The sequence below is a fragment of the Kocuria palustris genome, assembly GCF_016907795.1.
GTDB lineage: Bacteria > Actinomycetota > Actinomycetes > Actinomycetales > Micrococcaceae > Kocuria > Kocuria palustris.
Map to the genome: position 1 here is coordinate 1,913,804 of NZ_JAFBCR010000001.1, position 26,323 is coordinate 1,940,126.

17 protein-coding genes, 3 pseudogenes and 1 other annotated feature are annotated in these 26,323 nt (G+C 68.3%); of the genes and pseudogenes, 12 read left to right on the forward strand and 8 right to left on the reverse strand.

Going from position 1 to position 26,323, the window contains the following annotated elements:
- Window positions 1-4 precede the first annotated feature (4 nt).
- A complete protein-coding gene (gene moaA, locus JOE55_RS08555) occupies window positions 5-1,126 on the reverse strand; it encodes a GTP 3',8-cyclase MoaA (RefSeq protein ID WP_204782634.1) in 1,122 nt (373 codons plus the stop codon).
- 247 nt (window positions 1,127-1,373) lie between these two features.
- Between moaA and JOE55_RS08560 the strand changes: the two genes are divergently transcribed.
- The gene (locus tag JOE55_RS08560; RefSeq protein WP_239547340.1) at window positions 1,374-2,678 is read left to right on the forward strand and encodes a molybdopterin molybdotransferase MoeA; all 1,305 of its coding nucleotides are present in this window, start codon (window positions 1,374-1,376) and stop codon (window positions 2,676-2,678) included.
- Window positions 2,679-2,842: 164 nt separating this feature from the next.
- Here the strand turns inward: JOE55_RS08560 and JOE55_RS08565 are convergent, their stop codons facing one another.
- Window positions 2,843-3,202 (reverse strand): universal stress protein, encoded by a 360-nt coding sequence (locus JOE55_RS08565; RefSeq protein WP_204782636.1) that lies wholly within the window; start codon window positions 3,200-3,202, stop codon window positions 2,843-2,845.
- A 545-nt stretch (window positions 3,203-3,747) separates the two neighbouring features.
- Here JOE55_RS08565 and JOE55_RS13590 point away from each other — a divergent pair.
- Window positions 3,748-4,443 (forward strand): annotated as a pseudogene (locus JOE55_RS13590) (lipase family protein); the annotation flags it as partial.
- Window positions 4,444-4,514: 71 nt separating this feature from the next.
- Here JOE55_RS13590 and JOE55_RS13135 read toward each other — a convergent pair.
- The 4 genes and pseudogenes from JOE55_RS13135 to JOE55_RS08585 all read right to left on the reverse strand — a co-directional run.
- On the reverse strand, window positions 4,515-5,273 hold the full coding sequence (locus tag JOE55_RS13135; protein WP_239546556.1) for an HAAS signaling domain-containing protein: 759 nt from the start codon (window positions 5,271-5,273) through the stop codon (window positions 4,515-4,517).
- Between the two features lie 26 nt (window positions 5,274-5,299).
- Window positions 5,300-5,701: a PadR family transcriptional regulator gene (locus tag JOE55_RS08575; RefSeq protein WP_204782638.1), complete on the reverse strand. Its 402-nt coding sequence runs from the start codon at window positions 5,699-5,701 to the stop codon at window positions 5,300-5,302.
- A 191-nt stretch (window positions 5,702-5,892) separates the two neighbouring features.
- A complete protein-coding gene (locus tag JOE55_RS08580) occupies window positions 5,893-7,044 on the reverse strand; it encodes an ABC transporter ATP-binding protein (RefSeq protein ID WP_204782639.1) in 1,152 nt (383 codons plus the stop codon).
- Between the two features lie 113 nt (window positions 7,045-7,157).
- Window positions 7,158-8,291 (reverse strand): annotated as a pseudogene (locus tag JOE55_RS08585) (extracellular solute-binding protein); the annotation flags it as partial.
- Window positions 8,292-8,353: 62 nt separating this feature from the next.
- Between JOE55_RS08585 and JOE55_RS08590 the strand changes: the two are divergent.
- The 3 genes and pseudogenes from JOE55_RS08590 to JOE55_RS08600 all read left to right on the forward strand — a co-directional run.
- Window positions 8,354-8,656: a transposase gene (locus tag JOE55_RS08590; protein WP_204782640.1), complete on the forward strand. Its 303-nt coding sequence runs from the start codon at window positions 8,354-8,356 to the stop codon at window positions 8,654-8,656.
- Window positions 8,657-8,689: 33 nt separating this feature from the next.
- On the forward strand, window positions 8,690-9,847 hold the full coding sequence (locus tag JOE55_RS08595; protein WP_053446838.1) for an IS30 family transposase: 1,158 nt from the start codon (window positions 8,690-8,692) through the stop codon (window positions 9,845-9,847).
- A gap of 24 nt (window positions 9,848-9,871) precedes the next feature.
- Window positions 9,872-9,968, forward strand: a sequence feature (AL1L pseudoknot).
- Window positions 9,875-10,825 (forward strand): annotated as a pseudogene (locus JOE55_RS08600) (IS3 family transposase); the annotation flags it as partial. (Overlaps the previous feature by 94 nt.)
- A 644-nt stretch (window positions 10,826-11,469) precedes the next feature.
- Here JOE55_RS08600 and JOE55_RS08605 read toward each other — a convergent pair.
- Together JOE55_RS08605 and JOE55_RS08610 are read right to left on the reverse strand one after the other, a co-directional pair.
- Entirely contained in the window at window positions 11,470-12,885 is a 1,416-nt protein-coding gene (locus JOE55_RS08605) for a glycoside-pentoside-hexuronide (GPH):cation symporter (protein WP_204782642.1), read from the reverse strand.
- A gap of 4 nt (window positions 12,886-12,889) precedes the next feature.
- Window positions 12,890-15,958 carry a glycoside hydrolase family 2 TIM barrel-domain containing protein gene (locus JOE55_RS08610; RefSeq protein WP_204782643.1) on the reverse strand — a complete coding sequence of 1,023 codons (3,069 nt, stop codon included), beginning with the start codon at window positions 15,956-15,958 and terminating at the stop codon, window positions 12,890-12,892.
- A 179-nt stretch (window positions 15,959-16,137) separates the two neighbouring features.
- Between JOE55_RS08610 and JOE55_RS08615 the strand changes: the two genes are divergently transcribed.
- From JOE55_RS08615 to narJ, 7 genes are all read left to right on the forward strand, one after another.
- Window positions 16,138-16,923: a DeoR/GlpR family DNA-binding transcription regulator gene (locus tag JOE55_RS08615; RefSeq protein ID WP_204782644.1), complete on the forward strand. Its 786-nt coding sequence runs from the start codon at window positions 16,138-16,140 to the stop codon at window positions 16,921-16,923.
- Complete coding sequence (gene galT / locus JOE55_RS08620; protein WP_204782645.1) at window positions 16,920-18,059, forward strand: galactose-1-phosphate uridylyltransferase; 1,140 nt, start codon at window positions 16,920-16,922, stop codon at window positions 18,057-18,059. The genes JOE55_RS08615 and galT overlap by 4 nt, the downstream gene beginning before the upstream one ends.
- The gene (gene galK / locus JOE55_RS08625) at window positions 18,056-19,258 is read left to right on the forward strand and encodes a galactokinase (protein ID WP_239546558.1); all 1,203 of its coding nucleotides are present in this window, start codon (window positions 18,056-18,058) and stop codon (window positions 19,256-19,258) included. Before galT ends, galK begins: the two co-directional genes overlap by 4 nt.
- Before the next feature lie 94 nt (window positions 19,259-19,352).
- Window positions 19,353-19,784: a hypothetical protein gene (locus JOE55_RS08630; RefSeq protein ID WP_006213684.1), complete on the forward strand. Its 432-nt coding sequence runs from the start codon at window positions 19,353-19,355 to the stop codon at window positions 19,782-19,784.
- A gap of 294 nt (window positions 19,785-20,078) precedes the next feature.
- Window positions 20,079-23,816 (forward strand): nitrate reductase subunit alpha, encoded by a 3,738-nt coding sequence (locus JOE55_RS08635; protein WP_204782646.1) that lies wholly within the window; start codon window positions 20,079-20,081, stop codon window positions 23,814-23,816.
- Window positions 23,816-25,498 (forward strand): nitrate reductase subunit beta, encoded by a 1,683-nt coding sequence (gene narH / locus JOE55_RS08640; protein WP_204782647.1) that lies wholly within the window; start codon window positions 23,816-23,818, stop codon window positions 25,496-25,498. Before JOE55_RS08635 ends, narH begins: the two co-directional genes overlap by 1 nt.
- The gene (gene narJ / locus JOE55_RS08645) at window positions 25,495-26,322 is read left to right on the forward strand and encodes a nitrate reductase molybdenum cofactor assembly chaperone (protein ID WP_006213679.1); all 828 of its coding nucleotides are present in this window, start codon (window positions 25,495-25,497) and stop codon (window positions 26,320-26,322) included. Before narH ends, narJ begins: the two co-directional genes overlap by 4 nt.
- Window position 26,323 lies beyond the last annotated feature (1 nt).

The following is a 26,323-nucleotide window of genomic DNA, read 5'->3' on the forward strand; positions in this document are numbered from 1 at the left end:
GATCTCATCCGCCGATCGCGGACATGGAGCGGACGGGCTGCACGAAGCCGTCGTCGCCCAACCCGGTGCGATCCATGCCGTGCGCCGCGGGCTTGATCCACATGGCTGCCCGCCAGCGCTCGGCGATCAGCTCGTCCGCCCGCTCCTGCGGCAGCGCGCCCTGCTCGGTCTGACCGCGCAGCAGGTCGCGCAGGCCGAACTCCTCGTGGGAGAACAGGCACGAGCGGATCTCACCCTCGGCCGTCAGGCGGGTGCGCCGGCAGTCGCCGCAGAAGGGCTCGGTCACGGAGGCGATGATCCCCACGGTGCCCAGCGGCTCGTCCGCCAGCTCGGCATCCAGCGCGCGGACGTCCCACAGCTCTGCCGGGGCGCCGGCGCGAGGGACGGGGCGCGGATCCAAGCGGAAGCGCCGGCTCAGCAGCTGCCGGATCTCCGCGGCCGTCACCATGCCGCGGCGCGTCCAGGTGTGGTCCTCGTCCAGGGGCATCTGCTCGATGAAGCGCAGCTGCAGCCCCTGCTCGAGGGTCCAGGCCAGCAGGTCGGCGGCGCCGTCGTCGTTGATCCCGCGCAACAGCACGGAGTTGATCTTCACGGGCTCCAGCCCGGCCTCCTGAGCGGCCCGGATGCCGGCCAGCACCTGCGGCAGCCGGTCGCGGCGGGCCAGACGGGCGAAGGTCGCCCGGTCCAGGGTGTCCAGCGAGACGTTCAGCCGCGTGAGCCCGGCTGCCCGGAGCCCGGCGGCGCGGCGATCCAGCCCGATCGCGTTCGTGGTCAGGGAGATCGGCAGCTCGGGGTGCTCGCGGTGCACTCCGGCGATGATCTCCTCGAGATCCGGGCGGATCAGGGGCTCGCCGCCGGTCAGTCGCAGCTCCACGATGCCCAGGCGCTGCACGCCGATGCCCACCAGGCGCTGGATCTCGGCGGCGGTGAGCAGCTCGGACGACGGACGCCAGTCCATCCCCTCGGCGGGCATGCAGTAGGTGCAGCGCAGGTTGCACTTGTCGGTCAGGGAGATGCGCAGATCGGCGGCCCTGCGCCCGAAGGAGTCCACGAGCCCCAGTGCCGGATCCGCAGGCGAGGGCTCCAGACGTGTGCGCAGACCCGGCATCCCGAGAGCGGTGGTCATGGGGGTCACCTCGTTCCCTTTCCGGCTGTGCTCCAGCCGGTGCTGGTCGTGTCTGCCAGGCTATCGGCGCAGACTGCGGATCCTGCTGCGGTGGCCCGGACTTGCTTTGTGCGGCATCACACACCTGCCTGCTCGGGCGCCTTCCGCGGTGCAGCGGTCCCGCCCGCAGGCAGGATCAGCCACGATAGACAGCACACGATCCAGAAGCCTTGACACGGCTCAAGCCGACTCGGGAGGGGTGGCCGACATGGCAGGGCACGGCGGCAGGCACGGGCACGGGCACCGATCGCGCGGCGTGGACGAGCACATCGCCGCGATCCAGGGCGTCATCGAGCGCAGCCGGTGGTCAGACCGGGCGACGGAGGAGGTCGCGCTGGAGGATGCCGCCGGTCGGGTGCTGGCCGAGGAGCTGACGGCCCCGATCCCGCTGCCGAGATTCGACGACTCCCAGATGGACGGCTACGCCGTGCGCGCAGCGGACACGCACAGCGACGGCGGCCAAGACGACAGCGCCCATAAGGAGAGCGGCCAGCGCGGAGGCGCTGACCCGGGGCTCGTCGAGCTGCTCGTGGCCGTCACCGGAGCCGCCGGGCACGAGCCTGCGCCGCTGGCTCCCGGCACGGCCGCCCCCGTCATGACCGGAGCGCCGATCCCGTCCGGTGCGGATGCCGTCGTGCCGGTCGAGGAGGCGGCACCGTCGCAGTTCCTGGCCGAGGGCGCGACGGTGCGGGTGCCGTCCGGGCAGCCGAGCGGGCGCTTCGTGCGCCCCGCAGGCTCGGACGTCGCCCGGGGCGGATCCGTGCTGCCTCCCGGGATGATCCTGAGCCCCGTGGCCATCGGCGCGATCGCGGCCCTGGGGCTGCAGCGGGTGCGCGTGCGGCCCAGGCTCCGCGTCGGGATCCTGACCACCGGCGACGAGGTCGTCGAGCCGGGGCAGCAGCCCTCGGCAGCCCAGGTGCACAACGCCAATGCCGCCCTGCTGTGCGCTCAGCTGGTGCGGCTGGGGTGCCGGGTCACGGCCGTGCGGCATGTGATCGACGACGACGAGCAGCTGCGCACCCTGCTGAGCTCCTCGGACTTCGAGGCCCCCGACGTCTGGGTGAGCTCCGGCGGGATCTCCGAGGGCGCCTTCGAGGTCGTGCGCCGGGTGCTCAGCGCCGAGCCCGACAGCGAGTTCCTGCACGTGGCCATGCAGCCTGGCGGGCCGCAGGGCCTGGCCATGATCGAGGGCACCGCGGTCGTGTGCCTGCCCGGCAACCCGGTGTCCACCTGGGTCTCCGCGGAGGCGCTGCTGCGCCCAGCGCTCGCGGCGGCCGGGGCCGGACCCGAAGCTCCGCGCGCGATCACCGCCGAGTGCGCCGAGGACCTCGAGCGGCTGCCCGGGCGGACGAGGATCATCCGCGCCCGGTGGGACGGGCACAGGGCGCACCGGCTGGGCGGATACAGCTCGCACCTGCTGGCCTCGGCGGCCGCTGCGGACGCTCTGATCGTCCTGGAGTCCGGCAAGGGGCCGGTGCCCGCCGGTGAGCCCGTGGAGGTCCGTCTGCTCTGAAAGCCCTCGGATGCGGCCACTCGCAGCCGTGAGGGGTCTGCTGTGCAGGCCTTCCTGCGGTGAAGGGCGGCAGAGCGGGCCCCTCACGGGGCCGGCAGCCCCGTGACGCGGAAGAGCCCGGCGACTCGCGGTGGGCGAGGTGCCGAGCTCTGGAGCGGAAGGCCTCAGCGGCGCTCGGGCTTGACGGCGAGCACCGGGCAGGCGGCCTCGAGCAGGATCTGCTGCGCGGCGCTCCCCAGCAGCAGCTTGCCCATGGGGCTGCGGTGGCGGATGCCCACGACGATCAGGGAGGCGTCTGCCGCCTCGGCGGCATCGAGGAGGTCGCCCACGGCATCGCGGCCGCGGGGCTCCGGTTGCTGATGGGTGACCTTGACGCCCTGCAGCTCCTGGGCTTCGGTGTCGGAGTCGTCCCCGCCGAGGTGGAAGATCACGGCGTCCTCCGAGCGGCGGGCGGCCTCGGCCAGCCCGGCGTCCAGGGCGGCCTGGCCCTCGGCGGTGCCGGCGCGGGCGATCACGATGGTCATGGGTCCTCCTGGGGCGGGATCTGGGGCGCGCTGTGGCTGCGCAGAGCCTATGGTACATATCACATCCGACGCGCCGCGCCGAGGTGGCGGCACCATGGATGCACTTCTGTCTCGAACGTGACGGGCTGATCATCGTCGCACGTCGCGGGCGGTATGGGTGCGGGATGCGCTCCGGCCACCAGCTGCATCCGCACCAGCATCGAGGTCCCCATGAAACTCCGCGCGTCCCTGCTCAGCGTCACCGCGGCCCTGGCCGCCCTCTCCCTGGGCCTCGGCGGCCTGGCCCCCGCGGCGGCGGCGCCCGGGTCGTCGTCGAGCGCCTCCGATCCCGCTGCTGAGGCCGTCCCGGAGACCGCGCCCCGGCCCCGGCTGCAGCCCGGGCGGTCTCGGCCGCCGACAGTGCGGCCGATCAGCCGCTGGGCGCGTTCTATGCCGCACCCTCGCAGCTGCCCCAGGCGCCGGCGAGCCGGCTCAAGCACGAGTCCTCGCCCTTCTATCTCGGACCGGCGCGAGCGGTGCGGCTGGGCGAGGCGCAGTCCCGGATCATGTACACCACGACCGACTCGGACGGCGCGATCGTCCCGGTGACGGACTCGTTCCTGAAGTCGGGCTCGCCGTGGCGCGGCCCAGGGGTCCGCCCTCTGATCACCTATGCGGTGGGCACGCAGGGCGTGGCGAATCAGTGCGCGCCCAGCCATCAGGGCGCCCAGGGCACCGAGTACGAGGCCGCGGGCATCAACGCCCTGCTGCTGGCCGGCTACGACGTGGTCGTCACGGACTGCATCGGCCTGGGGATGCAGGGCCCGCACACGTACATGGACCGCCTGGACCAGGGTCACGCCGTGCGCGATGCGGCGGGCGCCGTGCGCGATGCCGGCCTGGGCGGGACCAGCGCGCAGACTCCGGTCGGGATCGTGGGCTACTCCCAGGGCGGCGGGGCCGCAGCCTCAGCCGGCGAGCTGGCTGCCTCCTACGCACCCGATCTCCGGGTGCAGGCCGTCGCGGCCGGCGCCCCGCCCGCCGATCTGAGCCAGGTCACGGCGAAGATCGACAACGGGCTCTACAACGGCTTCCTCATGTACACGCTCAGCGGGCTGGTCGAGTCCGAGGGCATCTCACCGGCGTCGTTCCTGAACCCCCGCGGTGTTCAGCTCTACACCGAGACGATCGGCGAGTGCACGACCTCGGCGATCGCGCCGACGGCCCTGGCCCGGACGAGCAGTCTGACGGCCAGCGGGCGCTCCGTGACCGAGCTGAGCCGCACCGAGCCGTTCCTGTCGATCCTCGAGCGGCAGCGCCTCGGAGCCGCCGCTCAGGCGACGATCCAGGCCAGCGCCCCCAGCGCGACGAAGGCGATCGGGAAGATCCAGGCGATCAGCACCACGCCTCGACCAGCCGGCGGTCGCGCGCCGTCCGGAGCGCGCAGGGGAGAGGTGACACGGTCGTCGTCGCCCGAGAGCTCGCGCGCCTCCAGGGCTGAGAGCACGCACAGGACGAGGAGGGCGCCCACGGAGACGGGGGCTGCCGGGATGCCATCGACCACGGGCTCCAGCGGCAGGGGTCCGGCCAGGGCGCGCAGCGCGCCCAGCAGGAAGAGCCCGGCGAAGAAGGCGAGGCCGAGCCGCGTCCTGCGCAGCAGCGGCCCGAGCAGGACGGGCAGTGCCGCCACTCCGGCGGCGAGCAGTCCCAGGCAGATCAGCTCAGCCACGTTGAAGGACAGCGCCTCGCCGAGGGCCCACCGGTTGGTCGCGTCATTGCCCGTGAGGAAGACGACGAGGGCCGCCAGGGAGATCAGGGTGACGCGCAGGACCCCGGTGTCTCGCGCGGGCTCGTCGGCGTCGCCGACCTCCCGCGCGTACTCCCGGGCGTCGCCGAAGGCCTCCTCCGGGTCGGTGCCCGTCTCGATGCAGTGCGACTCGACCTCGGCCAGGTGGTCGCCGATCCGCGCGCCGGGGACATCGCGAAGGCGCAGCTCGAGGACGAAGTCGTCGCACCAGCGGCGGTGCAGCCGCACGAACGGGCGCTGCCAGACGTCGTGGTCATCGGCCAGGGACTCGGGTGCTGTGCTCATGGTGATCTCCTGAAGAAGGGTGGAGTTCAGGGGTGCGACGGAGCTCGGTCAAGCTCCAGATGGGTGTCGACGGCGCGCGCGAAGGCCGACCAGGCGGTGCGGGCGTCGGCCAGCTCGGCGCGGCCGACGTCGGTGAGGCGGAAGTACTTGCGCCCGGGCCCGCCCTCGCCGGTGCGCCACTCGATCGTCACGAGCTCGCGGGTCTCCAGGCGGGCGAGCAGGGGGTAGAGCGTGCCGCCCATGATCTCGCCGATCCCGGCCTCGGCCAGGCGGGCGATGATCGCGTAGCCGTAGCCGTAGCCGTAGCCGTAGCCGTAGCCGTGGCCGTAGGCGGGGCCGACGGCCAGGCACTGCAGCACGCACGGCTGCAGCACGCCGCGCAGCCATTCGCTGCGTCTGGTCGCTGAGGGGTCTGCTGCAGGAGTCATGACTAGATAGCCACACACACTAGTGGGGGTGGCTATCTAGCAGATGTGCGATGCGGTCCAGGGCCGCCGTGGCTCTGGCGGCTCGCCTCTGCCTGCTCACCTCTGCGCGCGGCGGCCCCGGACGATGGCTTCGGGCAACGTGCCCCGTCGTCCACCGGGGCACGTTAAGGAGCGCGAGGCCTCGAGTCGGTTCAGTCCGGGAGGCGCTGGCCGGTGGCGGTGTCGAAGAGGTGGAGGCGGTCCAGGGCCGGGGTGGTCCAGATGGTGTCGCCGACCTTGACGGCGGAGCGTCCGCTGGTGCGGATGGTGATGCCTTCGGGGGCGTGGTCTTCGTCGGCGGTCTCCTCCTCGGCGGCCGAGGAGTGGGTGGTGACGATCTGGTTGGCTGCGGTGACCGGTGCCAGTGTGCTGTAGATGTAGGCGTCGGCGCCGAGCTCCTCGACGGCCTGGACGGTCACGGGGATGCCTTCGCTCTCTGGGGCCAGTGAGAGGTTCTCGGGGCGGATGCCCACGGTGACCTCGGTGCCGGTGAGGGCCTGGCGCTGGGCGTCGGTGAGCTGGAGACGGGTGGTGCCCAGTGCCAGCACGCCCTGGTCATCCGGGGCGCTGCGCAGCAGGTTCATGGCCGGGGAGCCGATGAATCCGGCCACGAACTCGTTGGCGGGGCGGTCGTAGAGGTTGGCCGGGGTGTCGACCTGCATGAGCTTGCCGCCCTTGAGCACGGCCACGCGATCACCCATGGTCATGGCCTCGGTCTGATCGTGGGTGACATAGACGGTGGTGACGCCCAGGCGTCGGGTGAGGGAGGCGATCTGGGTGCGGGTCTGCACGCGCAGTTTGGCATCGAGGTTGGACAGCGGCTCGTCCATGAGGAAGACCTTGGGGGAGCGCACGATGGCTCGGCCCATGGCCACGCGCTGGCGCTGTCCGCCCGAGAGGTTCTTGGGCTTGCGGTCCAGGTACTCGGTGAGGTCCAGGATCTTGGCGGCCTCCTCGACCTTGGCCCGGCGCTCGTCGGCGGGGACCTTGGCGATCTTCAGCGCGAAGCCCATGTTCTCGGCCACGGTCATGTGGGGGTAGAGGGCGTAGTTCTGGAAGACCATGGCGATGTCGCGGTCGCGGGGGTCGACGTCGGTGACGTCCTGATCGCCGATCAGGATCGAGCCGCGGGTGACGTCCTCGAGTCCCGCCAGCATGCGCAGGGTCGTGGACTTGCCGCAGCCCGACGGGCCCACGAGCACCAGGAACTCGCCGTCGGCGATGTCCAGGCTGAGCTCGGAGACCGAGGGGCTCTCGGCTCCGGGGTACTGACAGGTCACGCGGTCATACGAAACAGTCGCCATGACGAGGCATCCTTTCTGGAAGTGCCGCATGAAATGCGGCGTAAGAGCTGTCTGATGAATCGCTGCTGGAGGCAGTCGGCTGCCGCGAAGCAGAGCTCGGGGCTGTGATCCGGTCAGGACCCGTCGGTCTCGAACAGGACGTTGATGGCCCTGTTGGTCTCGGAGAGGGAAGAGGCGGGCACGTCGTTGGCATAGATGTCTTCGAAAGCGGGGGCCATCAGCGCGGTGATATCGGCTCCGTATCGGGTGACGGGGAAGTAGAACGTGTTGCCCTCTTCGACCGGGGCGATGAAGGGCTCCGGATCGATGCCCATCTCCTGATAGGTCTGCGCGGCGATGGGCGTGGAGTCCTTGCGGGCGGGGAAGACCACGCCAGCTCGGGCGACCTCCTGCTGGCACTGGGCCGAACCCATGAACGCGGTCCACAGCGCGGCGCCCTCGGGATTGTCCGTGTCCTTGACGATGGAGTCGGCCAGGCCGTTCATCATGGACTGGGCCGTTCCGTCGGGACCCACTGGGGTGCGGGCGGTGCCGACGGGGAAATCCTCGATGGCCGCGTAGTTGGGAATCAGCCATGCGCCGTCCACGGCCATGGCCACCGACCCGGAGGAGAGCTGGGAGTTGACGCCCTCAGCTGCGTTGAACTGTCCGTACGGCGGCACGAACCCCTTGTCGGTGAGCCCGAAGTACCAATCCAGGGTCTCCTGAAGAGCCGGATCATCGAGGTTGTAGTGATCCCCCCAGAGCGGTTCGTCGGTGATCTGCCAGCCGTTGGAGGCGGCGAAGGCCGACCACTGCGCCTGGCCCGCAGTGCCGCCGCCGGCCTCGTGCAGCCCGAAGCCGTAGACCGCGACATTGTCCTTGTCGAAGCCTGGTTCGTCGCCGCGCACTCCGTTCTCGTCCACGCTCAGATGCGCCACGATGTCCTCGAAGCTGCCGCCGTCCGTGGGGTTCCACCGGAGGCTGCCGATGTCCTCCGCTGACAGCCCGGCTTCGGCGATCATGTCCTCGTTGTAGAAGATCGCTTCAGTGTCCCAGTCCTTGGGGACGCCGTACTGGTGGCCGTCCGCGCCGGTCCACAGCTCGACGAGGCCATCCTGGTAGTCGTCGGGGTCCAGGTCCGCCGTGGCGGACTGCTCATCCAGCGGGGCGAGCACCTCGAGCTCGGCGAACTGGGGGTATCTGGACACATGATTGGTGAAGACGTCGGGTCCCGTGCCGGCGATGAACCCGGCGGTGAGTCTGGTCCAGTAGTCGTCCCTGAAGCGCCCTGGGTTTGGTTCCGAGCTTCCTGAAGGAGAATCGGATCATGCCCAAGAAGTTCACCCCCGAGTTCCGCGAACGCGCCGTGCGGATGGTCTTCGACCGCCAAGCCACCGAGGGCGGACCACGCGCGGCCTCCATCCGAGTCGTGGCCGAGTCGCTGGGCTGCGGGCCCGAGACCCTGCGCGCCTGGTGCAACCAAGCCATCACAGCAAGCAAGGCCACACCGGCACCCGCCACTGACGAGAGCCTGGGCGAAGAGAATCGCAGGCTGCGTCGAGAACTCGCCGAAGCCCGCCGCGCCAATGAGATCGGCGGATTCAAGCGGTCAGCGCAACATCTCCTGTGAGATGGGACAGTCACTGACCACAGGAGGATCCGGATGCAGGGCAAGCACGGTCATCTCAGCCGGGAGCAGAAGCAGCTGGCGCTCAGGTTGCACGCGAGGGGCTGGCGGCTGGTCGATATCGCCAAGGAGATCGGCTGCAGCGCGCCGATGGTCGGGGTCATGGCCCGGAGCGGCAGGCACCTCGATGCCAAACCGCTCGGCTGGAAACCACGCCAGGGCTGCCTGACGATCGATGAGCGCGAGCAGATCCTTCTGGGGATCAATCGTGGCGACACATTCACCGCGATCGCCGGGCAGCTGGGGCGAACGGTGTCCACCATCAGCCGTGAGGTCAAGCGCGGCGGAGGCCGCTGCGAATACTCGGCTTGGCGCGCACATGAACGTGCCCGCCAGCAGACTCGTCGGCCGAAGCCGTTCAAGCTCAGGCCCGGCCGACTGCTCGAGGAGGTCGCCAGTCGGCTGGAGCAGTTGTGGTCGCCCGACGAGATCGCGGTGCGCCTACGGTTGGATCATGCCGATGATCCGCAGATGCGTGTGAGCCACGAGACGATCTACCAGTCGCTGTTCGTGCAGGGCAGAGGCGAGTTGCGCCGTGAACTGGCCCGGTGCCTGCGGTCCGGAAGGACGGCTCGCAAGCCTCGCGGGGCCATCGAGGGTCGTGGCCGCATCCCCGGCATGGTGATGCTCAGCCAGCGCCCTGCCGAAGCCGACGACCGTGCAGTGCCCGGGCATTGGGAGGGTGACCTCATCCTTGGTCAGGGCAGCCGCAGCGCTGTCGGGACGCTCGTCGAGCGCTCGACACGGATGACATTGCTGCTGCACCTGCCCGATGGCAAGAGCGCCGAGCAGGTCGAGGCAGCAATGCGCGAGGCGGTCAGCAAGCTGCCGTCCTCCTTGGCCCGAACGATCACCTGGGACCAGGGCGCGGAGATGGCCAAGCATGCTGCGTTCACTACCGCCACGGGCATTCCGATCTACTTCTGCGATCCTCACTCGCCCTGGCAGCGCGGCAGCAACGAGAACACCAACGGCCTGCTGCGCCAGTACCTCCCCAAAGGCACCGACCTCAGCGGCCTCAGCCGCAGGGAACTCGACATGATCCAGGACAGTCTCAACGGACGCCCTCGGAAGACATTGGGCTATCTGACACCATCAGAGAAGCTCGCAGAGTTCCTTGCGCTCACCGCTTGAATCCGCCATCCTGAAAAAGGCCTCGGCTTTTTTCGCAGCGGAACTCGACCGCCCCACGACGAGATGATCCGGTTCATCGACATGAACCGCGACGATTTCGGGGTCGAGGCCATCTGCCGCGTGATGCGCGAAACAGAATGTGGGTTCATCACCTCCCGGGCCTACCGGGCTGCGAAGACTCGACCGGCCTCAGCTCGTGCTCTGCGTGATCAATCATTGATCCCGGAAATACAGCGCGTCCATGCGCAGAACTATGGTGTCTACGGGGCGCGGAAGATGTGGCATGCGATGCGCCGAGCAGGCTGGGACCTGGGCCGCGATCAGGTCGCTCGTTTGATGCGTAGCGCCGGGTTGCACGGGGTCCGCCGGGGCCGCAAGCCCAACACCACCCGTCCAGCCCAGGCAGATGATCATCGCCCGGACCTGGTCCAGCGCGACTTCACGGCCGCGGCTCCGCATGAGCTCTGGGTCGCCGACATCACTTATGTGCGTCTTGTGTCGGGATTCTGCTATGCCGCATTCATCACGGATGTCTGCACCCGCAAGATCGTCGGCTGGTCGGTCGCTTCAACGCTGCACACAGATCGCCTGCCGCTTCTGGCTCTGGAACAGGCATTATTGACGACTGGTGCCCGTCGGGATTCTTCTGGCTTGACGCATCACTCGGATCGAGGGTCTCAATATGTGTCGCTGGCCTACTCGGATGCGCTGATTGCTGCAGGTGTGACTGCTTCAGTCGGTACGGTCGGGGATTCTTACGACAATGCCCTGGCAGAAACGGTCAATGGTCTCTATAAGACCGAGATCATCTACTCCAAGCGCGTCTGGCCCTCGGCTACTGCGGTGGAGATCGCGACGTTGGACTGGGTCCACTGGTGGAACACGGCTCGGCTCCACGAACGACTGGGGTACCGGACCCCGGTCGAGGTCGAGGCTGCTTACACTGACCTCGAGGTGACCGCGCCCGCGGTGCCCTGACCTCGGAACGAAACCCAGGGCGCTTCAGGCTGAGTGTGTAGGAGCTCTCATCCTCGGGAGACCTCGACCTCTATCCGGCCACCGACGCGCCGGCCCGCCGCGCGACGTGCGCTACACCCTCATCTGGGAAGAGCCGGTTGTTCAACGAGCTGGCGAGGTCGGGCTGGTAGGCGGCGGGGTTGCCGGTGTCGGGGTCGTCCAGCACCCGGCGTATGTCGACGGCCTCCTGGGTGGGGGCCAGCGCCTCGCCCCGGCGGCCCAGCTCCGCCAGGATGGAACCGGTTCAGGTGTCAGCCAATCAGTCACAACCATCCCGTGAAGAAGCAGACTCGAGCAGGGTCTTCGGAAAGAGCGCGAGGCGTCACGCGGTGACGGCGATCTCCGCCTTGACCCTCCTATTGGCCTCCAAAGCCTTCAGCGCGCTGCACCTGACCCCACCCCCGCGCATCCTCCACCTGGACCCCAAAGGCACCTGACCAGGGCAAACCCCCGCCCCTAGTGACACGACGTGTCAGCAGCTGATCACGCAATCCCCCACAACCCCCCGATCCGCTCTCTTTCCACGAAATCAGCTGCGGAACCCCAGCACAACCATCCCGTGAAGAAGCAGACTCGAGCAGGGTCTTCGGAAAGAGCGCGAGGCGTCACGCGGTGACGGCGATCTCCGCCTTGACCCTCCTATTGGCCTTCTCCACGTCGAGGCGCGTCAGCAGCAGCAGGATGATGAAGTTCATGATGGCCGGGATCCACAGGTACATGAAGCTGATCATCTGCAGCGCGGACTCCGGCTGCGTGTCCGCACCACCGACGTAGCCACTCCATGCGAGCAGCCATCCTGCCAGTGCCGTCCCGATTCCGCCGCCCAGCTTCACGCCGAACGAGGTACAGGAGTACATGACCCCATCGATGCGCCGGTTCTTGGTGAGGTAGGTGTACTCGGACGCCTCGGCTATCAGTGCGTTCAACGTGCCTTGCAGCGGGCTCATCCCGAGCGAGGCCAGGCCCGTGAAGAGGAGCATGAGGGGAATGCTGCCCATGTACGCCGCGACGAGAACACCGAGCCGGCCGACGACCGCGATCACATACCCGGTGATGTTCACCCGGTACATCTCACCGAACCGCTTCACGAGGAACGGGGTGAAGAGCAGACCGATGATCAACGGCGCGTTGATCGCCCACGCGAAGACTCCGAGAAGGTTCGCGTCGCCGAGGATGTACGTCATGAAGTAGATCCCCATGTTGAGCGTCGCGGTGAAGATCTGCGCCAGGAGGAACACGAGTAGGATGATGAGGTAGTACTTGTTGGCCACCGCGAGCTTCGCGGCCTCCTTGACGCTGGTCACCTCCACCTCGGCGAGCTCCGCGGGGTCATGGTGGGCGCCCGGCCGGTCCGCAAGCTCCTCGCGCGAAAGCTCGCGCACCGAGAACACCGACAGCGAGTTCACGGCTAGCCCGATCACGGCGTAGATGATGGCGATCGTGCGCCAGCCCTCGGCGCCGCCACCGAACTGTTGCACACCTGCGACGGTGAAGGTCTGGATGAGCATGCTCGTCCCGAAGGCGAACATGAAGCGGATGCAGCCCATCTGCACACGCTCGGCACCGTTCTTGGTGATGAGCGCCGTCAACGCCGAGAAGGCGATGTTGTTGGCCGTGAAGAAGACCGCGTTCAGCAGCGTGTAGGCGATGAAGAACCAGGCGTATTGCGCGGTCTGGCCGACGTTGGTCGGGATCGCGAAGGTGGCGATGAGCGCGGCGGCGCAACCGAAGTACGCCCAGAACATCCACGGACGTGCCTTGCCCATCTTCGTGTGCGTGCGGTCGATGAGGTTTCCGAAGAAGAGGTCACTGACCCCGTCGAAAAGCCGGGAGACCATGATCAATGTGCCGATGATGCCTGGGTTCAAGCCCACGGCATCGGTGAGGTAGATCATGACGAACGCGGACAGGAACGCATACACGACGTTCCCGCCGACATCGCCCGATCCATAACCGATCTTGTTGTACCACTTGAGGTACGTCTTCTCTTGGGTGGCAGGCACGTCGTTGTGACCCTTCACTAGTTCACTGCTCGATGGTGGGAATCATGGTGATGTCGAACCGGAACGTCTCGGCATCCACGCGGTACTTTTCGAGGAGTTCAGGACCGCAGCTGTTGGACCCGATCCCGGCGTTGGCGTGGTCCAGGCACAAAACGGTGCTGCCCGCCGGTACGAGTTCATAGCTGTGGGCACGTCTCGCCAGCTCTTCCTGCGTGTAAGGGGAGGCGTTGAAGGAGAAGGTCTCGCTCCCCACGGCGGTGAGGGACAGACCGCCTCCGGCCACGATGACGTAGTCACAGTCCGCGTGGCTGCCGTTCTCCTGCGGACGCAGGTAGTCCTCGTGCAGGCGGAAGACGTCGGAGCCAAAGAGGCCGTGATGGGAAGCTCGGCGTTTGTCGACGTAGCTCTCGAACGGACCCAAGCCGCAATAGGTAACCTGCGACATCTCCTTAGGCAGGAACAGCCTGATCCCGAAGCGGGGCAGCGACGGAAAGGCAGGGTCACGCCTCACTGAGAGGGACGCCTGCACCGCACCGGAGGTGTTCACGTGCCAGGCGGCCTCCACCTTCAGGATCGGCTGGATCGTGGGCGCCACGACCGCGAGGGGGAAGGTGAGCGTCACCGCATCCGCGCCTGGCTCGACGCTTGCGGAGTAGGCGCGTGCCGAGGCGGCGTCGTAGTGGGCGCGTCTCCACTCGGCTTTGATGTTCATGTCGTTGTCCGTCGGTGCCCGCCAGATATTGATCTGCGCGGGAGCATCGAGCAGATCCCGACCGCCGAGGGTCATGGTCTGGGGCAGCCCTGTGCGCGTGTCGAAGGCGTACCGGAACGCCTCGGACTCGACGGTGATGGAGGAGGCGTCCTCGGTGACGCGCAACCGGCCCGAGCCCGGCTCGGTGCCCTCCAGGAGAGCGACCGCCCTCTGGTTGCGTCCATCGGCGGTGGTCAGTTCGAGTTCGTCGAAGCCGAGCTCATGCCCCTCCGTGAGGAATGGCACCTCGCCCTTCAGATGAGACGTCACGAGCAGGTGGCAGGTGCCCGCCTCGGGCACGGTCGGCGTGAGCGTCACGGTTGTCTCGGACCGCGGCGGCACGCTCTCGTCGAGATCGACGCGCACAGTCTTGACCACCTCGCCGTCGCAAACGACTCCGCAGGTCAGGTAGATGTGATCGCGCAGATCGGTGAAGTCCATGTCGTTGCGCAGGGTGAGCCGGCCGGTGTGCCGGTCGAACCCGAGGACGCGGACAGGCCGGTGGACGTTCTTGAGCTCCAACAGACCCGTGTGGGGCGTGCGATCGGGGTAGACGAGACCATCCATGCAGAAGTTGCCGAAGTGGATGTCTTCGCCGTGGTCACCGCCATAGAAATAGATGTCCTTGCCGTTGTCGGCCTTGCCCTTGTAGACGGCGTGGTCGCACCATTCCCACACGAAGCCGCCGCACATGCGCTCGTCGGCCCGGATGATCTCCCAGTAGTTTTCGAGGTCACCGGGGCCGTTGCCCATGGCGTGGCTGTATTCCACGAGGATGAACGGCTTGTCCGGGTCGGAATCGAGGTACTCGTGAATCTCGTGCAGCGCGGGGTACATCCGGCTGTAGAGGTCGATGTTCGAGTAGTCGTACTTCCGCTTGCTGTTACGGTAGAAGGCGCTCTCGTAGTGCGTAAGGCGGGTGGGGTCGAACTCGGCCATCCACGCGAGCGCGGCTTCGAAAGTGCACCCGTATGCGCCCTCGTTGCCCGCCGACCACATGACGATGCTCGGGCGGTTCTTCTCACGGATGACGCAAAGTCGGGTGCGGTCGAGGGTCGCCTCGATCCACTCGGGGTTGTCCGCGATCGGCTCGTTCCAGTGTTCGACCTGATTCGCGAAGGAGGGGTCCTCCAGGAACTGAAACTGGGTGCCGTGGCTCTCGTTGTCGGCCTCGCCCATGACGAAGAATCCATATTCGTCGCACAGCTGGTAAAAGCGCGGCGCGTTTGGATAGTGAGCGCTGCGCACCGCGTTGATGTTGTGCTGCTTCATCAACCGCAGGTCGGTTTTCATGTGATCGAGGTCGATGGCCGGGCCGGTGACCGGGTCGGAGTCGTGGCGGTTGACGCCGCGCAGCTTGATCGGCTGCCCATTGACGTGGACGACGGCATTCACGACCGTGATCTCACGGATGCCGACGCGGTCGGTGACGACCTCCTGCGGTGAGGTGAGGGTGAGGGTATAGAGGTAAGGATTCTCGGCGGTCCACAGCTGCGGGTCCTCAACGCGCAGCTGGACCCGGTGGGTGTACGTGTCGTCGCCGGAGAACTCCTGCAACTCACCGCTTGCGACGCGCGTCCCATCGGCGTCGGTGAGTTCGGCGGAGGTCGGCACGGACTTGCCGCGGTAGAGCCCCCGGATCTCGACCGTGGCCCCCGTCGTGTCGATCGTCGTGGTGGTGAAGTGGTCGAAGAGGACGGAGGCCGGCCGCGAGAGCAGGTAGACGTCGCCGAAGATCCCGCTGACGCGGAACTTGTCCTGATCTTCCAGGTAGCTGCCGTCGCACCACTTGAGTACAAGGACGGCCAGGCGGTTGGTGCCCGGCTCGATGATCTCGGTGACGTCGAACTCGGCGGTGGCGTGCGAGACCTGGCTGTAGCCGACGTACTTGCCGTTGAGCCACACGTAGAAGCAGGAGTCGACGCCTTCGAAGGTGAGATGAGAGCTCGGGGCGTTTTCACTGGGCGTGTACTCGAACTCGTGGACGTACGCGCCGCACGGATTGTCCTGCGGGACGAACGGCGGATCGAGCGGGAAGGGGTAGCGGATGTTCGTGTACTGGTGGTGGTCGTAGCCCTGGTGCTGCCACGTGCTCGGCACCGGCACACGATCGAAACCGCCCGCGGGGAAGTCGCGCTCGTAGAAGTGGTCCCGAAGCTCGTGGATGCTCTCGAAGTACCGGAACGACCACTCACCGTTCAGCAGCTGCAGACGATCGGAGGAGTCACGAGCCTCCGGACCGGGGTCGAGCGGCGTGGAACTCGGGATGTAGTAGGAACGTGCCGGGAGCGTGTTCTCGTGCAGAACGGCCAAGTCCTCGTAGTACCTGGGAACGATCATCGATGGATCTCCTCTCGCAGTGTTCGATCAGTGTGGTCTTCGTCATACTAGGGTCAACAAAAGTGAACATCAACCCTGTTGAACAGAACATTTTTTTGTTGGTCTCGTGGTCGCAATCGCTCGCCGGTAGTGGCAGGATGCTGTGGTGGCAGGACCCCCTCGAAGTCCTAGGAGCGCATGTGTCCGAGATGATTCCCGACCGTCGTCGGCAGGCGATCCTTGAGCGCGTCCGGTCCGCCGGTGCGGTCCGAGTGTCCGATCTGATCGAGGAGTTCAACGTCTCGGACATGACGGTGCGTCGGGACTTGGACCGGCTGGCGCGGGACGGAGAGGTGCAGAAGGTCCACGGCGGAGCGAAGCTGCCGGCGGGCTCCTCTGCGGCGGAGCCGGGCTTCGCCCGGAAGGCCGAGCTGCAGCTTCCCGAGAAGGCCGCCATCGCGGCCGCAGCCGAGGCCCTGATCGAGCCCGGGATGTCGGTGTCCTTGAACTCGGGGACCACCACTTTCGCCTTGGCTCGTGCCCTTCGCCGTGTCTCGGGCATCACCCTGGTGACCAACTCCCCGCGCATCGCGACCCTGCTCCAGGACGCCCCAGCGGCAGGCCAGACCGTGATCCTCCTCGGGGGCGTCCGCACTCCTTCGGATGCACTGGTCGGACCGCTGGCGGCTGCGGCGCTGCGCACCCTGCATGTGGACCTGTGCTTCCTGGGTGTGCACGGGATCAGTGAACGTCAGGGGCTCACGACCCCGAACATGATGGAAGCCGAGATCAACCGACTCTTCCTGGACCGCTGCGACCGCAGCGTGGTGCTGGCCGACTCGACCAAGTGGGGCATGTCCGGCCTCTATCGCATCGCCGGCCTCGACGAGGTGGACTCCGTCATCACCGACGACGGGCTGGCAGCCGAGCACCGCGAGACCCTGAGCCGATTCGTCCCCGACCTGCGACTGGAGCCCGTCCGATGACCTCTCCCGAGCCTGCCGACACCACCGCCGAGCGGGTGATCGCGCACCGGATCCACCACCTCGCCGATGGGCGAGAAGCCGTGTTCTTCAGCGATCGCGGAACCTCGCCGGTGGAGCACATCGTCGATCAGCGCCCCCTGGGCCCCCGTCCGGCGGGCGGTGAGGTGCGCTTCGACCGTCTGAGCGGGGAATGGGTGGCTGTGGCCGCTCACCGCCAGAGCCGCACGTATCTCCCCCCGGCCGACCAGTGCCCGTTGTGTCCGAGCACAGGCCAGCGGGAATCGGAGATCCCCGCAGCGGATTTCGGCGTCGTCGTCTTCGAGAACCGCTTCCCGTCGCTGGGGCCCGGACTGGGCGCGCTGCCGGAGGCGGACGGGGCGGGGGGCCGGAGTCTGTGGGGGGCGCCCGCGCCTGCCTTCGGGCGATGCGAGGTGGTGGTGTTCACCCCCGAGCACGACGGCTCCTTCGCTTCGCTGCCCTTCGAGCGGGCGCGGACCGTCGTTGAGGCATGGGCTCAGCGCACCGAGGCCCTGTCGGCATTGCAGGGCGTCCGGCAGGTGTTCCCCTTCGAGAATCGCGGCGAGCAGATCGGGGTGACTCTGCACCACCCGCACGGGCAGATCTATGCCTACCCGTATGCCGCACCCCACGCCGCGCAGCTGGCCGCCCGCTCGCGGGCCCATCTGGCCTCCACGGGCCGGGCTCTGATGGGTGAGGTCCTGGCCGATGAGGCCGCAGACGGGGATCGGATGGTCCTGGCCGGGGAGCACTTCTCCGCCTATGTGCCCTATGCGGCGCGCTGGCCGCTGGAGGTCCATCTGCTGCCGCATCGCCAGGTCCCGGATCTGGCGGCCCTGACGGGGGAGGAGCGCGACGAGCTCGCAGTTCTCTATCGGAACCTGGTGCAGCGAGTGGATCGGCTCTATGCCACTCCCACTCCGTACATCGCCGCGTGGCATCAGACGCCCGTGACGACGGCCGACCGGGAGGCCGGCTGGCTGCACCTGCGGCTGACCAGCCCGCGTCGGTCTGAGGACAAGCTGAAGTTCCTGGCCGGCTCCGAGGCCGGCATGGGCGCATTCATCAACGACGTCACCGCCGAGCAGACCGCCGCACGACTGAGGGGGGACGCATGATGGATCCGCAGAGGACCGACCCGCGCGAAGACGCCCGAGCTGCAGACCTCGCACGCCGCTTCACCGAGGTCTACGGTCGCGCTCCGGACGGAGTGTGGCGGGCTCCGGGGCGGGTGAACCTGCTGGGGGAGCACACCGACTACAACGACGGATTCGTGTTGCCCTTCGCATTGGACCGGGCGGCCATGGTCGCCGTGCGTCTGCGCCGGACCGGGGAGCCTGGTCAGGACACGGTCGAGCTGGCCTCCACCTACGCGCCGGACGGCAAGGGGCTCTCCTGCGAGCGGTTCAGCCTCCCTGGCCTCGCCGCCGGCGACGTCGGCGGCTGGGGGGCCTATCCGGCCGGGGTGGTCCACGTCCTCGACGGGACGGGCGAGGCGGCGGTCCCCGGCTTCGAGATGCTGCTGGACTCCACCGTGCCGGTGGGTGCGGGGCTGTCCTCGTCCCATGCCGTGGAGGTCGCCACCATCGTCGCGCTGAACGATCTGCTGGATCTGGGGCTGGAGCCGACGGCCATGGCGCGGCTGACTCAGCGGGCCGAGAACGAGTTCGTCGGAGCGCCCACCGGCATCATGGATCAGTCGGCCTCGCTCATGGGTCGGGCCGACGGCGCCCTGTTCCTCGACTGCCGCACCTTGGAATCCCGCGTCGTGCCTCTGCCGTTGGCCGAGCATGGGCTCATCGTCCTGGTCATCGACACGAAGGTCTCCCACTCTCACGCCGACGGCGGATACGCCGCACGCCGGGCTTCCTGTGAGCGCGGCGCCTCCGCTCTCGGTGCGGTGTCATTGCGTGATGTCCCATCGGGCGCCGACCTCACCGTGCTGGATGAGGAGACGGGCCGGAGGGTGCGCCACGTGCTCACCGAGAACGCCCGCGTGCTGGAGGCCGTCGAGCGGCTGGGCAGCGGCGACCTCCACGGGGTCGGCGAGCTGCTGTCGGCGTCGCATGCCTCACTGCGCGATGACTACGAGGTCTCCTGCCCCGAGCTCGATCTCGCCGTCGAGGCCGCCATGGGTGCCGGCGCTCTCGGCGCGCGGATGACCGGCGGCGGATTCGGCGGTGCCGCCATCGCGCTGGTGCCGACGGCCGAGGAGGGGCGGGTCCGTGATGCCGTGCAGCGCGGATTCGCCGACAGCGGCCTGTGGGCCCCGGAGATCTTCTCCGTGCTCCCGTCGACGGGAGCACGGAGAATGTGAGGCGGTCCGGCAGCAGTCCAGGCGCCGGGGGCCTCGTTCGCTGCGGCACCTAGAATGACCGGGTCCGTCACCGTCCCCCAGGAGATCTCCCAGCATGAAGTCCGCCGTCATCGCCCCCGCCCTGCTCGCGATCGCCGCAGTGATCCAGGCGCTGGGGATGCATCAGTACCACCAGGACGCGATCACGGTCACCGGGCAGCTGTTCTTCACCCTCTTCCTCATGGGCCTGGCCGTCTTCTACGGGCTGCGCGGGCGCGCCGAGCGGTTCTCGACCGTCCGGCTGGGGCTTCTGGTCCTGTCGGTGCTCGCGCTGGTGCTCGCGCTCGTGGGCTGGGGGATGGCGCTGTTCTGGTTCTACCCGTCGGTGTGGATGTTCTACGGGACCTTCCTGGTCCTGCTGATCACGGCCGTCGTCGCCGTGGCGTCGAACCCCTCGGCGCGCCAGCGCGAGCGCGAGCTCGAGGAGCAGGAGGAGGCCGAGGCTGATCCGGACGCGTCGGCCGATGCGGAGGCGGGCGCTCGCTGACTCCCCCGCCGACCTCCGGTCGGTTCGTGGCATCTTCCGGAAATCGCTTGCCTTCTCTGGGGGTATTCGAGAAGAAATGACGGAAGCGAATTCAGGAACGCCGCTGTAGTGTAATTCCCATAAGGGTGGCCTTGCTGCCTCGAGGGCTCTGGATCCGCGTCATCACGCCTGTGCCAGATATGGATCCGGATTTCCTTGACGGAGATCAAGCGGTCTTCCGGATCCGTTTCTGCAATTCCGGCAACTGCCGGAAATCATTCCTCAGCGACTCGGCCTCGTCGATAGCCTCGAGCCATGAGCACGAATACGACTTCCGGAGCGCATACTGCCCACGCCGCAGGCGTCGACGGCCCCGCCAGCCAGGCGCTGCTGAAGACCGGCCGCTTCTTCACCCGTCGCGAGCAGACCGCGGACGGCCGCGCCGAGTTCCGGGAGGGCGGCCGCGCGGGCGACTCCTTCTACCGGAACCGCTGGAGCCACGACAAGGTCGTGCGCTCCACCCACGGCGTGAACTGCACGGGGTCGTGCTCGTGGAAGGTCTACGTCAAGGACGGGATCATCACGTGGGAGGCCCAGGAGACGGACTACCCGTCGGTCGGCCCGGACAGCCCCGAGTACGAGCCGCGCGGGTGCCCCCGCGGCGCCGCCTTCTCCTGGTACACGTACTCGCCCACCCGCGTGCGCTACCCGTACGTGCGCGGCGTGCTGCTCGAGATGTACCGCGAGGCCCGTGCGGCCCACGGCGGCGACGCCGTGGCGGCCTGGGCCTCGATCGTGGACGACCCGGCCAAGCGCCGGGAGTTCCAGCAGGCCCGCGGCAAGGGCGGTCTGGTGCGCGCGTCCTGGCAGGAGGCCCTCGAGATGACGGCCGCGGCGCACGTTCACACGATCGGCGCCTACGGCCCGGACCGCTGCGTGGGCTTCTCGCCGATCCCGGCCATGTCCATGGTCTCCCACGCCGCCGGCGCCCGGTTCATCAACCTCATCGGCGGCGTGATGAACAGCTTCTACGACTGGTACGCGGACCTGCCCGTGGCCTCGCCGCAGGTCTTCGGCGACCAGACGGATGTCCCGGAGTCCGGGGACTGGTGGGATGCCACCTACCTCATGATGTGGGGCTCCAACATCCCCGTGACCCGCACCCCGGACGCCCACTGGGTCGCGGAGGTGCGCTACCGCGGCACCAAGGTCGTCTCGGTCTCCCCGGACTACGCGGACAGCACCAAGTTCGCCGACGAGTGGCTGCCCGCCCAGCCCGGCTCGGACGCCGCGCTGGCCATGAGCATGGGCCAGGTCATCCTCACGGAGCACTTCGCGCATAAGCGGACCCCGTTCTTCGAGGACTACGTCAAGCAGTTCACGGACCTCCCGTTCCTGGTCACCCTGGTCACCGACGAGAACGGGCAGACCGTCCCGGGCAAGTTCGTCACCGCCGAGGACCTCGGCTCGGATCAGGCGGATCCCGCGTTCAAGACCGTGATGCTCGAGCGCGCCACGGGCGAGGCCTTCATCCCCAAGGGCTCCATGGGCTTCCGCTACAACGCCCAGGACGAGGGCGACTGGAACCTGGACCTAGAGGGCCACGACCCGGCGCTGTCGATCATGGACCTGGGCGACTGGGACGGGGCGGCTTCGGAGATCGCGCTGTCAGCCTTCGTCGATGACACCGGCGAGGGCTCCGTGGTCCACCGCGGCGTGCCCGTCCGCACGGTGGCGGGTCGGACGGTCACCACGGTCTTCGACCTGATGCTCGCCCAGTACGCGGTCGGGCGCGACGGCCTGCCGGGCCAGTGGTCCGCCGGCTACGACGACGCCGAGACCGCCTACACCCCGGCATGGCAGGAGGCCATTTCCTCCGTCCCGTCCGAGGCCGCGATCCGCGTGGCCCGCGAGTTCGCCGCCAACGCCGAGCGCTCCGGCGGGCGGTCCATGATCATCCTGGGCGGCGGGCTGTGCCAGTGGTACCACGGCGATGTCACCTACCGCGCGATCCTGGCCATGCTCATGCTGTGCGGCTGCCAGGGCCGCAACGGCGGCGGCTGGGCGCACTACGTCGGGCAGGAGAAGGCCCGTCCCATCACCGGGTGGGCCACCATGGCCTCCGCCAGCGACTGGTCGCGCCCGCCGCGGTTCATGATCGGCACCGCGTTCTGGTACATGCACACCGACCAGTTCCGCCAGGACGGCCACTCCTCGGCGCACCTGCAGTCCCCGCTGGCCAAGGGCCACCTCGACGGCATGCACACCGCGGACGTCGTGGCCCAGTCCACGCGCCTGGGCTGGATGCCGTTCTACCCGCAGTTCACGCAGAACCCGCTCGACGTCGCCGACGCCGCAGCGGCTGCCGTCGAGCGCGGGGAGGCCGAATCGGAGGGCCAGTGGGTCGCCGATCAGGCCAAGGCAGGCAAGCTGCAGTTCGCGGTCGAGGACCCGGACGCGGAGGCGAACTGGGCGCGCACGCTCGTGCTGTGGCGCTCGAACCTGCTGGGCTCCTCCGCCAAGGGCGAGGAGTACTTCCTCAAGCACCTGCTGGGCACGCAGAACAACGTGCTGGGCCAGGACCACGTGGACCACAAGCCCCGCGACGTCGCCTGGCACGAGAAGGCGCCGGAGGGCAAGCTCGACCTGCTGGTCTCGGCGGACTTCCGCATGACGTCGTCCACGCTGCTCTCGGACGTCGTCTTCCCGGCCGCCACCTGGTACGAGAAGTTCGACCTCTCCTCCACGGACATGCACCCGTACGTCCACGCCTTCAACCCGGCGATCACCCCGCCGTGGGAGGCCAAGACGGATCACGAGCTGTTCCGGCTGCTCTCGGACGAGGTCGCGCGCCTGTCCCAGGGCCGTCTGGACACCCGGCACGACCTGGTGGCCACCGCGATCACCCATGACACCCCGGGGCAGATCAACCAGCCCGGCGGGCACGTTCCCGAGTGGCGCGGCACGGACCTTCCGGCGGTGCCGGGGAAGAACTTCCCCAACCTCAAGATCGTGGAGCGCGACTACACCGCGATCGGCGACAAGTTCGTGGCGCTCGGCCCGCTGGCGGACAAGCTCGGGCTGACCACCAAGAACATCACCTTCGACGTCAACCACGAGGTCGAGGCGCTGGGGCGCAAGCACGGCGTCTTCGACTCCGGTGCGGCTGAGGGCCGGCCCGCGATCGAGACCGACGCCCGCATGGCCGAGGCCATCCTGGCGCTGTCCGGGACCACCAACGGCGAGCTGGCTGTGCAGGGCTTCAAGACCCTCGAGAAGCGCGTGGGCAAGCAGCTGCACGACCTGGCGCTGGGCTCGGAGGAGAAGAAGATCACCTTCGCGGACACCCAGGCAGCCCCGGTGCCGGTCATCACCTCCCCGGAGTGGTCCGGCTCGGAGACGGGCGGACGGCGCTACGCCCCCTTCACGGTGAACATCGAGCGGCTCAAGCCGTTCCACACCCTTACCGGGCGCATGCACTTCTTCCTGGACCACGACTGGATGTCGGACATGGGCGAGAACCTGCCGACCTACCGGCCGCCGTTGAACAGCGCGGCGCTGTTCGGCGAGCCGCGGCTCGGCGAGCGCGGGGACCTCTCGGTGGCCGTGCGCTACCTGACCCCGCACAACAAGTGGTCCATCCACTCCGAGTACCAGGACAACCTGTTCATGCTCTCGCTCTCGCGAGGCGGCACGTCGGTGTGGATGTCGGACGAGGACGCGGCGCTGATCGAGGTCAGGGACAACGACTGGGTCGAGTGCGTGAACACCAATGGCGTGTTCGTGGGGCGGGCGATCGTCACCAGCCGCATGCGCCCCGGAGCGGTCTTCGTCCACCACGCGCAGGAGCGCACGATCGACGTCCCCAAGTCCGAGGCCACCGGCCGCCGCGGCGGCATCCACAACTCGGTCACCCGGATCATGCTCAAGCCCACGCACATGGTGGGTGGCTACGCCCAGCAGTCCTGGGCGTTCAACTACCACGGCCCCACCGGCAACAACCGAGATGTCACCTCGGTCGTCCGCAAGCGCTCGCAGGAGGTCCAGTACTGATGCGCATCATGGCTCAGACCGCGATGGTCATGACCCTCGACAAGTGCCTGGGGTGCCACACGTGCTCCGTGACGTGCAAGCAGGCGTGGACCAACCGCGCCGGCACGGAGTACGTCTGGTTCAACAACGTGGAGACCCGCCCCGGGCAGGGCTATCCGCGCCGCTACGAGGACCAGGAGAAGTGGCGCGGCGGATGGACGCTCAACCGCCGCGGCAACCTGCAGCTCAAGTCGGGCAGCCGCCTGCAGAAGCTCTTCGGCATCTTCGCCTCGCCGGTGCAGCCGCATCTGGACGACTACTACGAGCCCTGGACCTACGACTACGAGAACCTCGTCTCGGCTCCGGCCTCGGACGACTTCCCGGTGGCCAAGCCCAAGTCGCTGATCACCGGCAAGGACACCAAGGTCGAGTGGTCGGCGAACTGGGACGACTCCCTGGGCGGCATCGAGGCCACGGAGTCCCAGGACCCGGTGCTGCAGAAGCTGCGCCGGGACTCGGAGGACCGCATCAAGCTGGACTTCGAGAAGACTTTCATGTTCCACCTGCCGCGGATCTGCGAGCACTGCCTGAACCCGTCCTGCATGGCGGCCTGCCCGTCGGGGGCGATCTACAAGCGCGCCGAGGACGGCATCGTGCTGGTCGATCAGGATCAGTGCCGCGGCTGGCGCCAGTGCATCACCGGCTGCCCCTACAAGAAGATCTACTACAACCACAAGACGGGCAAGGCCGAGAAGTGCACGTTCTGCTATCCCCGCGTGGAGGTCGGCATCCCCACGGTCTGCGCCGAGACCTGCGTGGGTCGCATGCGCTACATCGGCATCTTCCTCTACGACGCCGATCGCGTCACCGAGGCCGCCGCGACCCCGGATGAGAAGGACCTCTACGAGGCCCAGCTCGACCTGATGCTCGACCCGAACGACCCCGAGGTCCAGCGTCAGGCCCGCGCCGACGGCATCCCCGACGACTGGATGGAGGCCGCGCGCAAGTCGCCCGTCTACAAGCTGGCCAAGGAGCTGCGGGTGGCTCTGCCCCTGCACCCCGAGTACCGCACCATGCCGATGGTCTGGTACGTCCCGCCGCTGTCGCCGATCGTGGACCTTCTGTCCACCCAGGGCCACGACGGCCAGGACCTCGATGTCCTGTTCGGGGCGATCGACTCGCTGCGCATCCCGGTGGAGTACCTGGCCGAGCTGTTCACGGCCGGAGACACCGAGATCATCGCGAACGTGCTGCGCAAGCTGGCGGCCATGCGCTCCTACATGCGCGACATCACCCTGGGCGACCAGGCCGATGAGTCGATCGCCCAGGCTGTGGGCATGACAGGCTCGCAGATGTACGAGATGTACCGCCTCATGGCGATCGCCAAGTACTCAGAGCGCTACGTCATCCCCACCGCGCACACCGAGGACGCCCACAACCTCGAGGAGATGGGCTGCTCCCTGGATGGCGACGGCGGCCCGGGCATGGGCCAGATGGGCGGTCTCGGCGAGGCCTCCGGGCGCCCCATGCCGGTGGCGGTCGAGAACTTCGCCACGCTCAAGGCGCGCCAGACCGCTGACTCGCCCGCGGGTGCCTCCGAGATGTCGGGCCGGGTGAACCTCCTGAACTGGGACGGCAACGGGACCCCGTACGGGCTGTTCCCGGAGAGCTCGTCCCCCGGGTCGAAGGGGGAGCCGCGATGAGCCTGCTGGCCAGGATCTTCGGGCTGGGCGGCAAGGGCACCGTCGAGACGGCGCCGTGGCGCGATGCCGACCCCCAGCGCTCCGCAGTAGTGCGCCAGTCGGCAGCACTTCTGCTCGGCTACCCGGACCGGGAGCTGCTCGGGCGGATCCCGCAGATCCGCGCGGCGCTGCAGGAGGTCGGGGTCGACCCGGCGCCCGTGGACCGCCTCGAGCAGTGGATGCTCTCCAAGCCGCTGGCCGAGATCCAGGGCGACTGGGTCCAGGAGTACGACCTCTCGCGCCGGCACAGCCTCCACCTCACGTACTGGACCGACGGCGACACCCGCCGCCGCGGCGAGTCGCTGCTGTCGTTCAAGGAGCTCTACGCCGAGCACGGGTTCCGCATGGACGACTCGGAGCTGCCCGATCACCTCCCCGTGGTCCTGGAGTTCGCAGCGCTCGTGGCTCCCGACGACGGCGCAGAGCTGCTGCAGCGCTACCGGCCCTCGCTGGAGCTGCTGCGCCTGGCGCTGAAGGACGACGGCCTCCCGCACCTGGGGATCGTCGAGCTCGTGTGCACCACGCTGCCCGGAGCCTCCCCGGAGGACCGCGACGCCGTGATGCGCATGGCCGGCTACGGCCCTCCCACCGAGACCGTGGGCCTGCAGCCGTTCGATCCGCGGCTGCTGCCGCTGTCCGACTCCTCGGCCTCGGGGATGACCGGCGGGGCGGCAGGTGCCGTGCCTGTGGATCCGGCGACCCATCCCTCGGCCGCGCACGCCGCTGCCGGCTGCACCCCCACCCACCGACGCGAGGCCGCCGCCTCCACGAGCTCCAGGGACTGAG

Coding starts and splice junctions, on each gene's coding strand:
- galK (WP_239546558.1), top strand. CDS start 18,056: ATGATGGATCCGCAGAGGACCGACCCGCGCGAAGACGCCCGAGCTGCA.
- narJ (WP_006213679.1), top strand. CDS start 25,495: ATGAGCCTGCTGGCCAGGATCTTCGGGCTGGGCGGCAAGGGCACCGTC.
- galT (WP_204782645.1), top strand. CDS start 16,920: ATGACCTCTCCCGAGCCTGCCGACACCACCGCCGAGCGGGTGATCGCG.
- JOE55_RS08560 (WP_239547340.1), top strand. CDS start 1,374: ATGGCAGGGCACGGCGGCAGGCACGGGCACGGGCACCGATCGCGCGGC.
- narH (WP_204782647.1), top strand. CDS start 23,816: ATGCGCATCATGGCTCAGACCGCGATGGTCATGACCCTCGACAAGTGC.
- JOE55_RS08565 (WP_204782636.1), bottom strand. CDS start 3,202: ATGACCATCGTGATCGCCCGCGCCGGCACCGCCGAGGGCCAGGCCGCC.
- JOE55_RS08590 (WP_204782640.1), top strand. CDS start 8,354: ATGCCCAAGAAGTTCACCCCCGAGTTCCGCGAACGCGCCGTGCGGATG.
- JOE55_RS08595 (WP_053446838.1), top strand. CDS start 8,690: ATGCAGGGCAAGCACGGTCATCTCAGCCGGGAGCAGAAGCAGCTGGCG.
- JOE55_RS13135 (WP_239546556.1), bottom strand. CDS start 5,273: ATGAGCACAGCACCCGAGTCCCTGGCCGATGACCACGACGTCTGGCAG.
- JOE55_RS08580 (WP_204782639.1), bottom strand. CDS start 7,044: ATGGCGACTGTTTCGTATGACCGCGTGACCTGTCAGTACCCCGGAGCC.
- moaA (WP_204782634.1), bottom strand. CDS start 1,126: ATGACCACCGCTCTCGGGATGCCGGGTCTGCGCACACGTCTGGAGCCC.
- JOE55_RS08635 (WP_204782646.1), top strand. CDS start 20,079: ATGAGCACGAATACGACTTCCGGAGCGCATACTGCCCACGCCGCAGGC.
- JOE55_RS08575 (WP_204782638.1), bottom strand. CDS start 5,701: ATGACTCCTGCAGCAGACCCCTCAGCGACCAGACGCAGCGAATGGCTG.
- JOE55_RS08630 (WP_006213684.1), top strand. CDS start 19,353: ATGAAGTCCGCCGTCATCGCCCCCGCCCTGCTCGCGATCGCCGCAGTG.
- JOE55_RS08610 (WP_204782643.1), bottom strand. CDS start 15,958: ATGATCGTTCCCAGGTACTACGAGGACTTGGCCGTTCTGCACGAGAAC.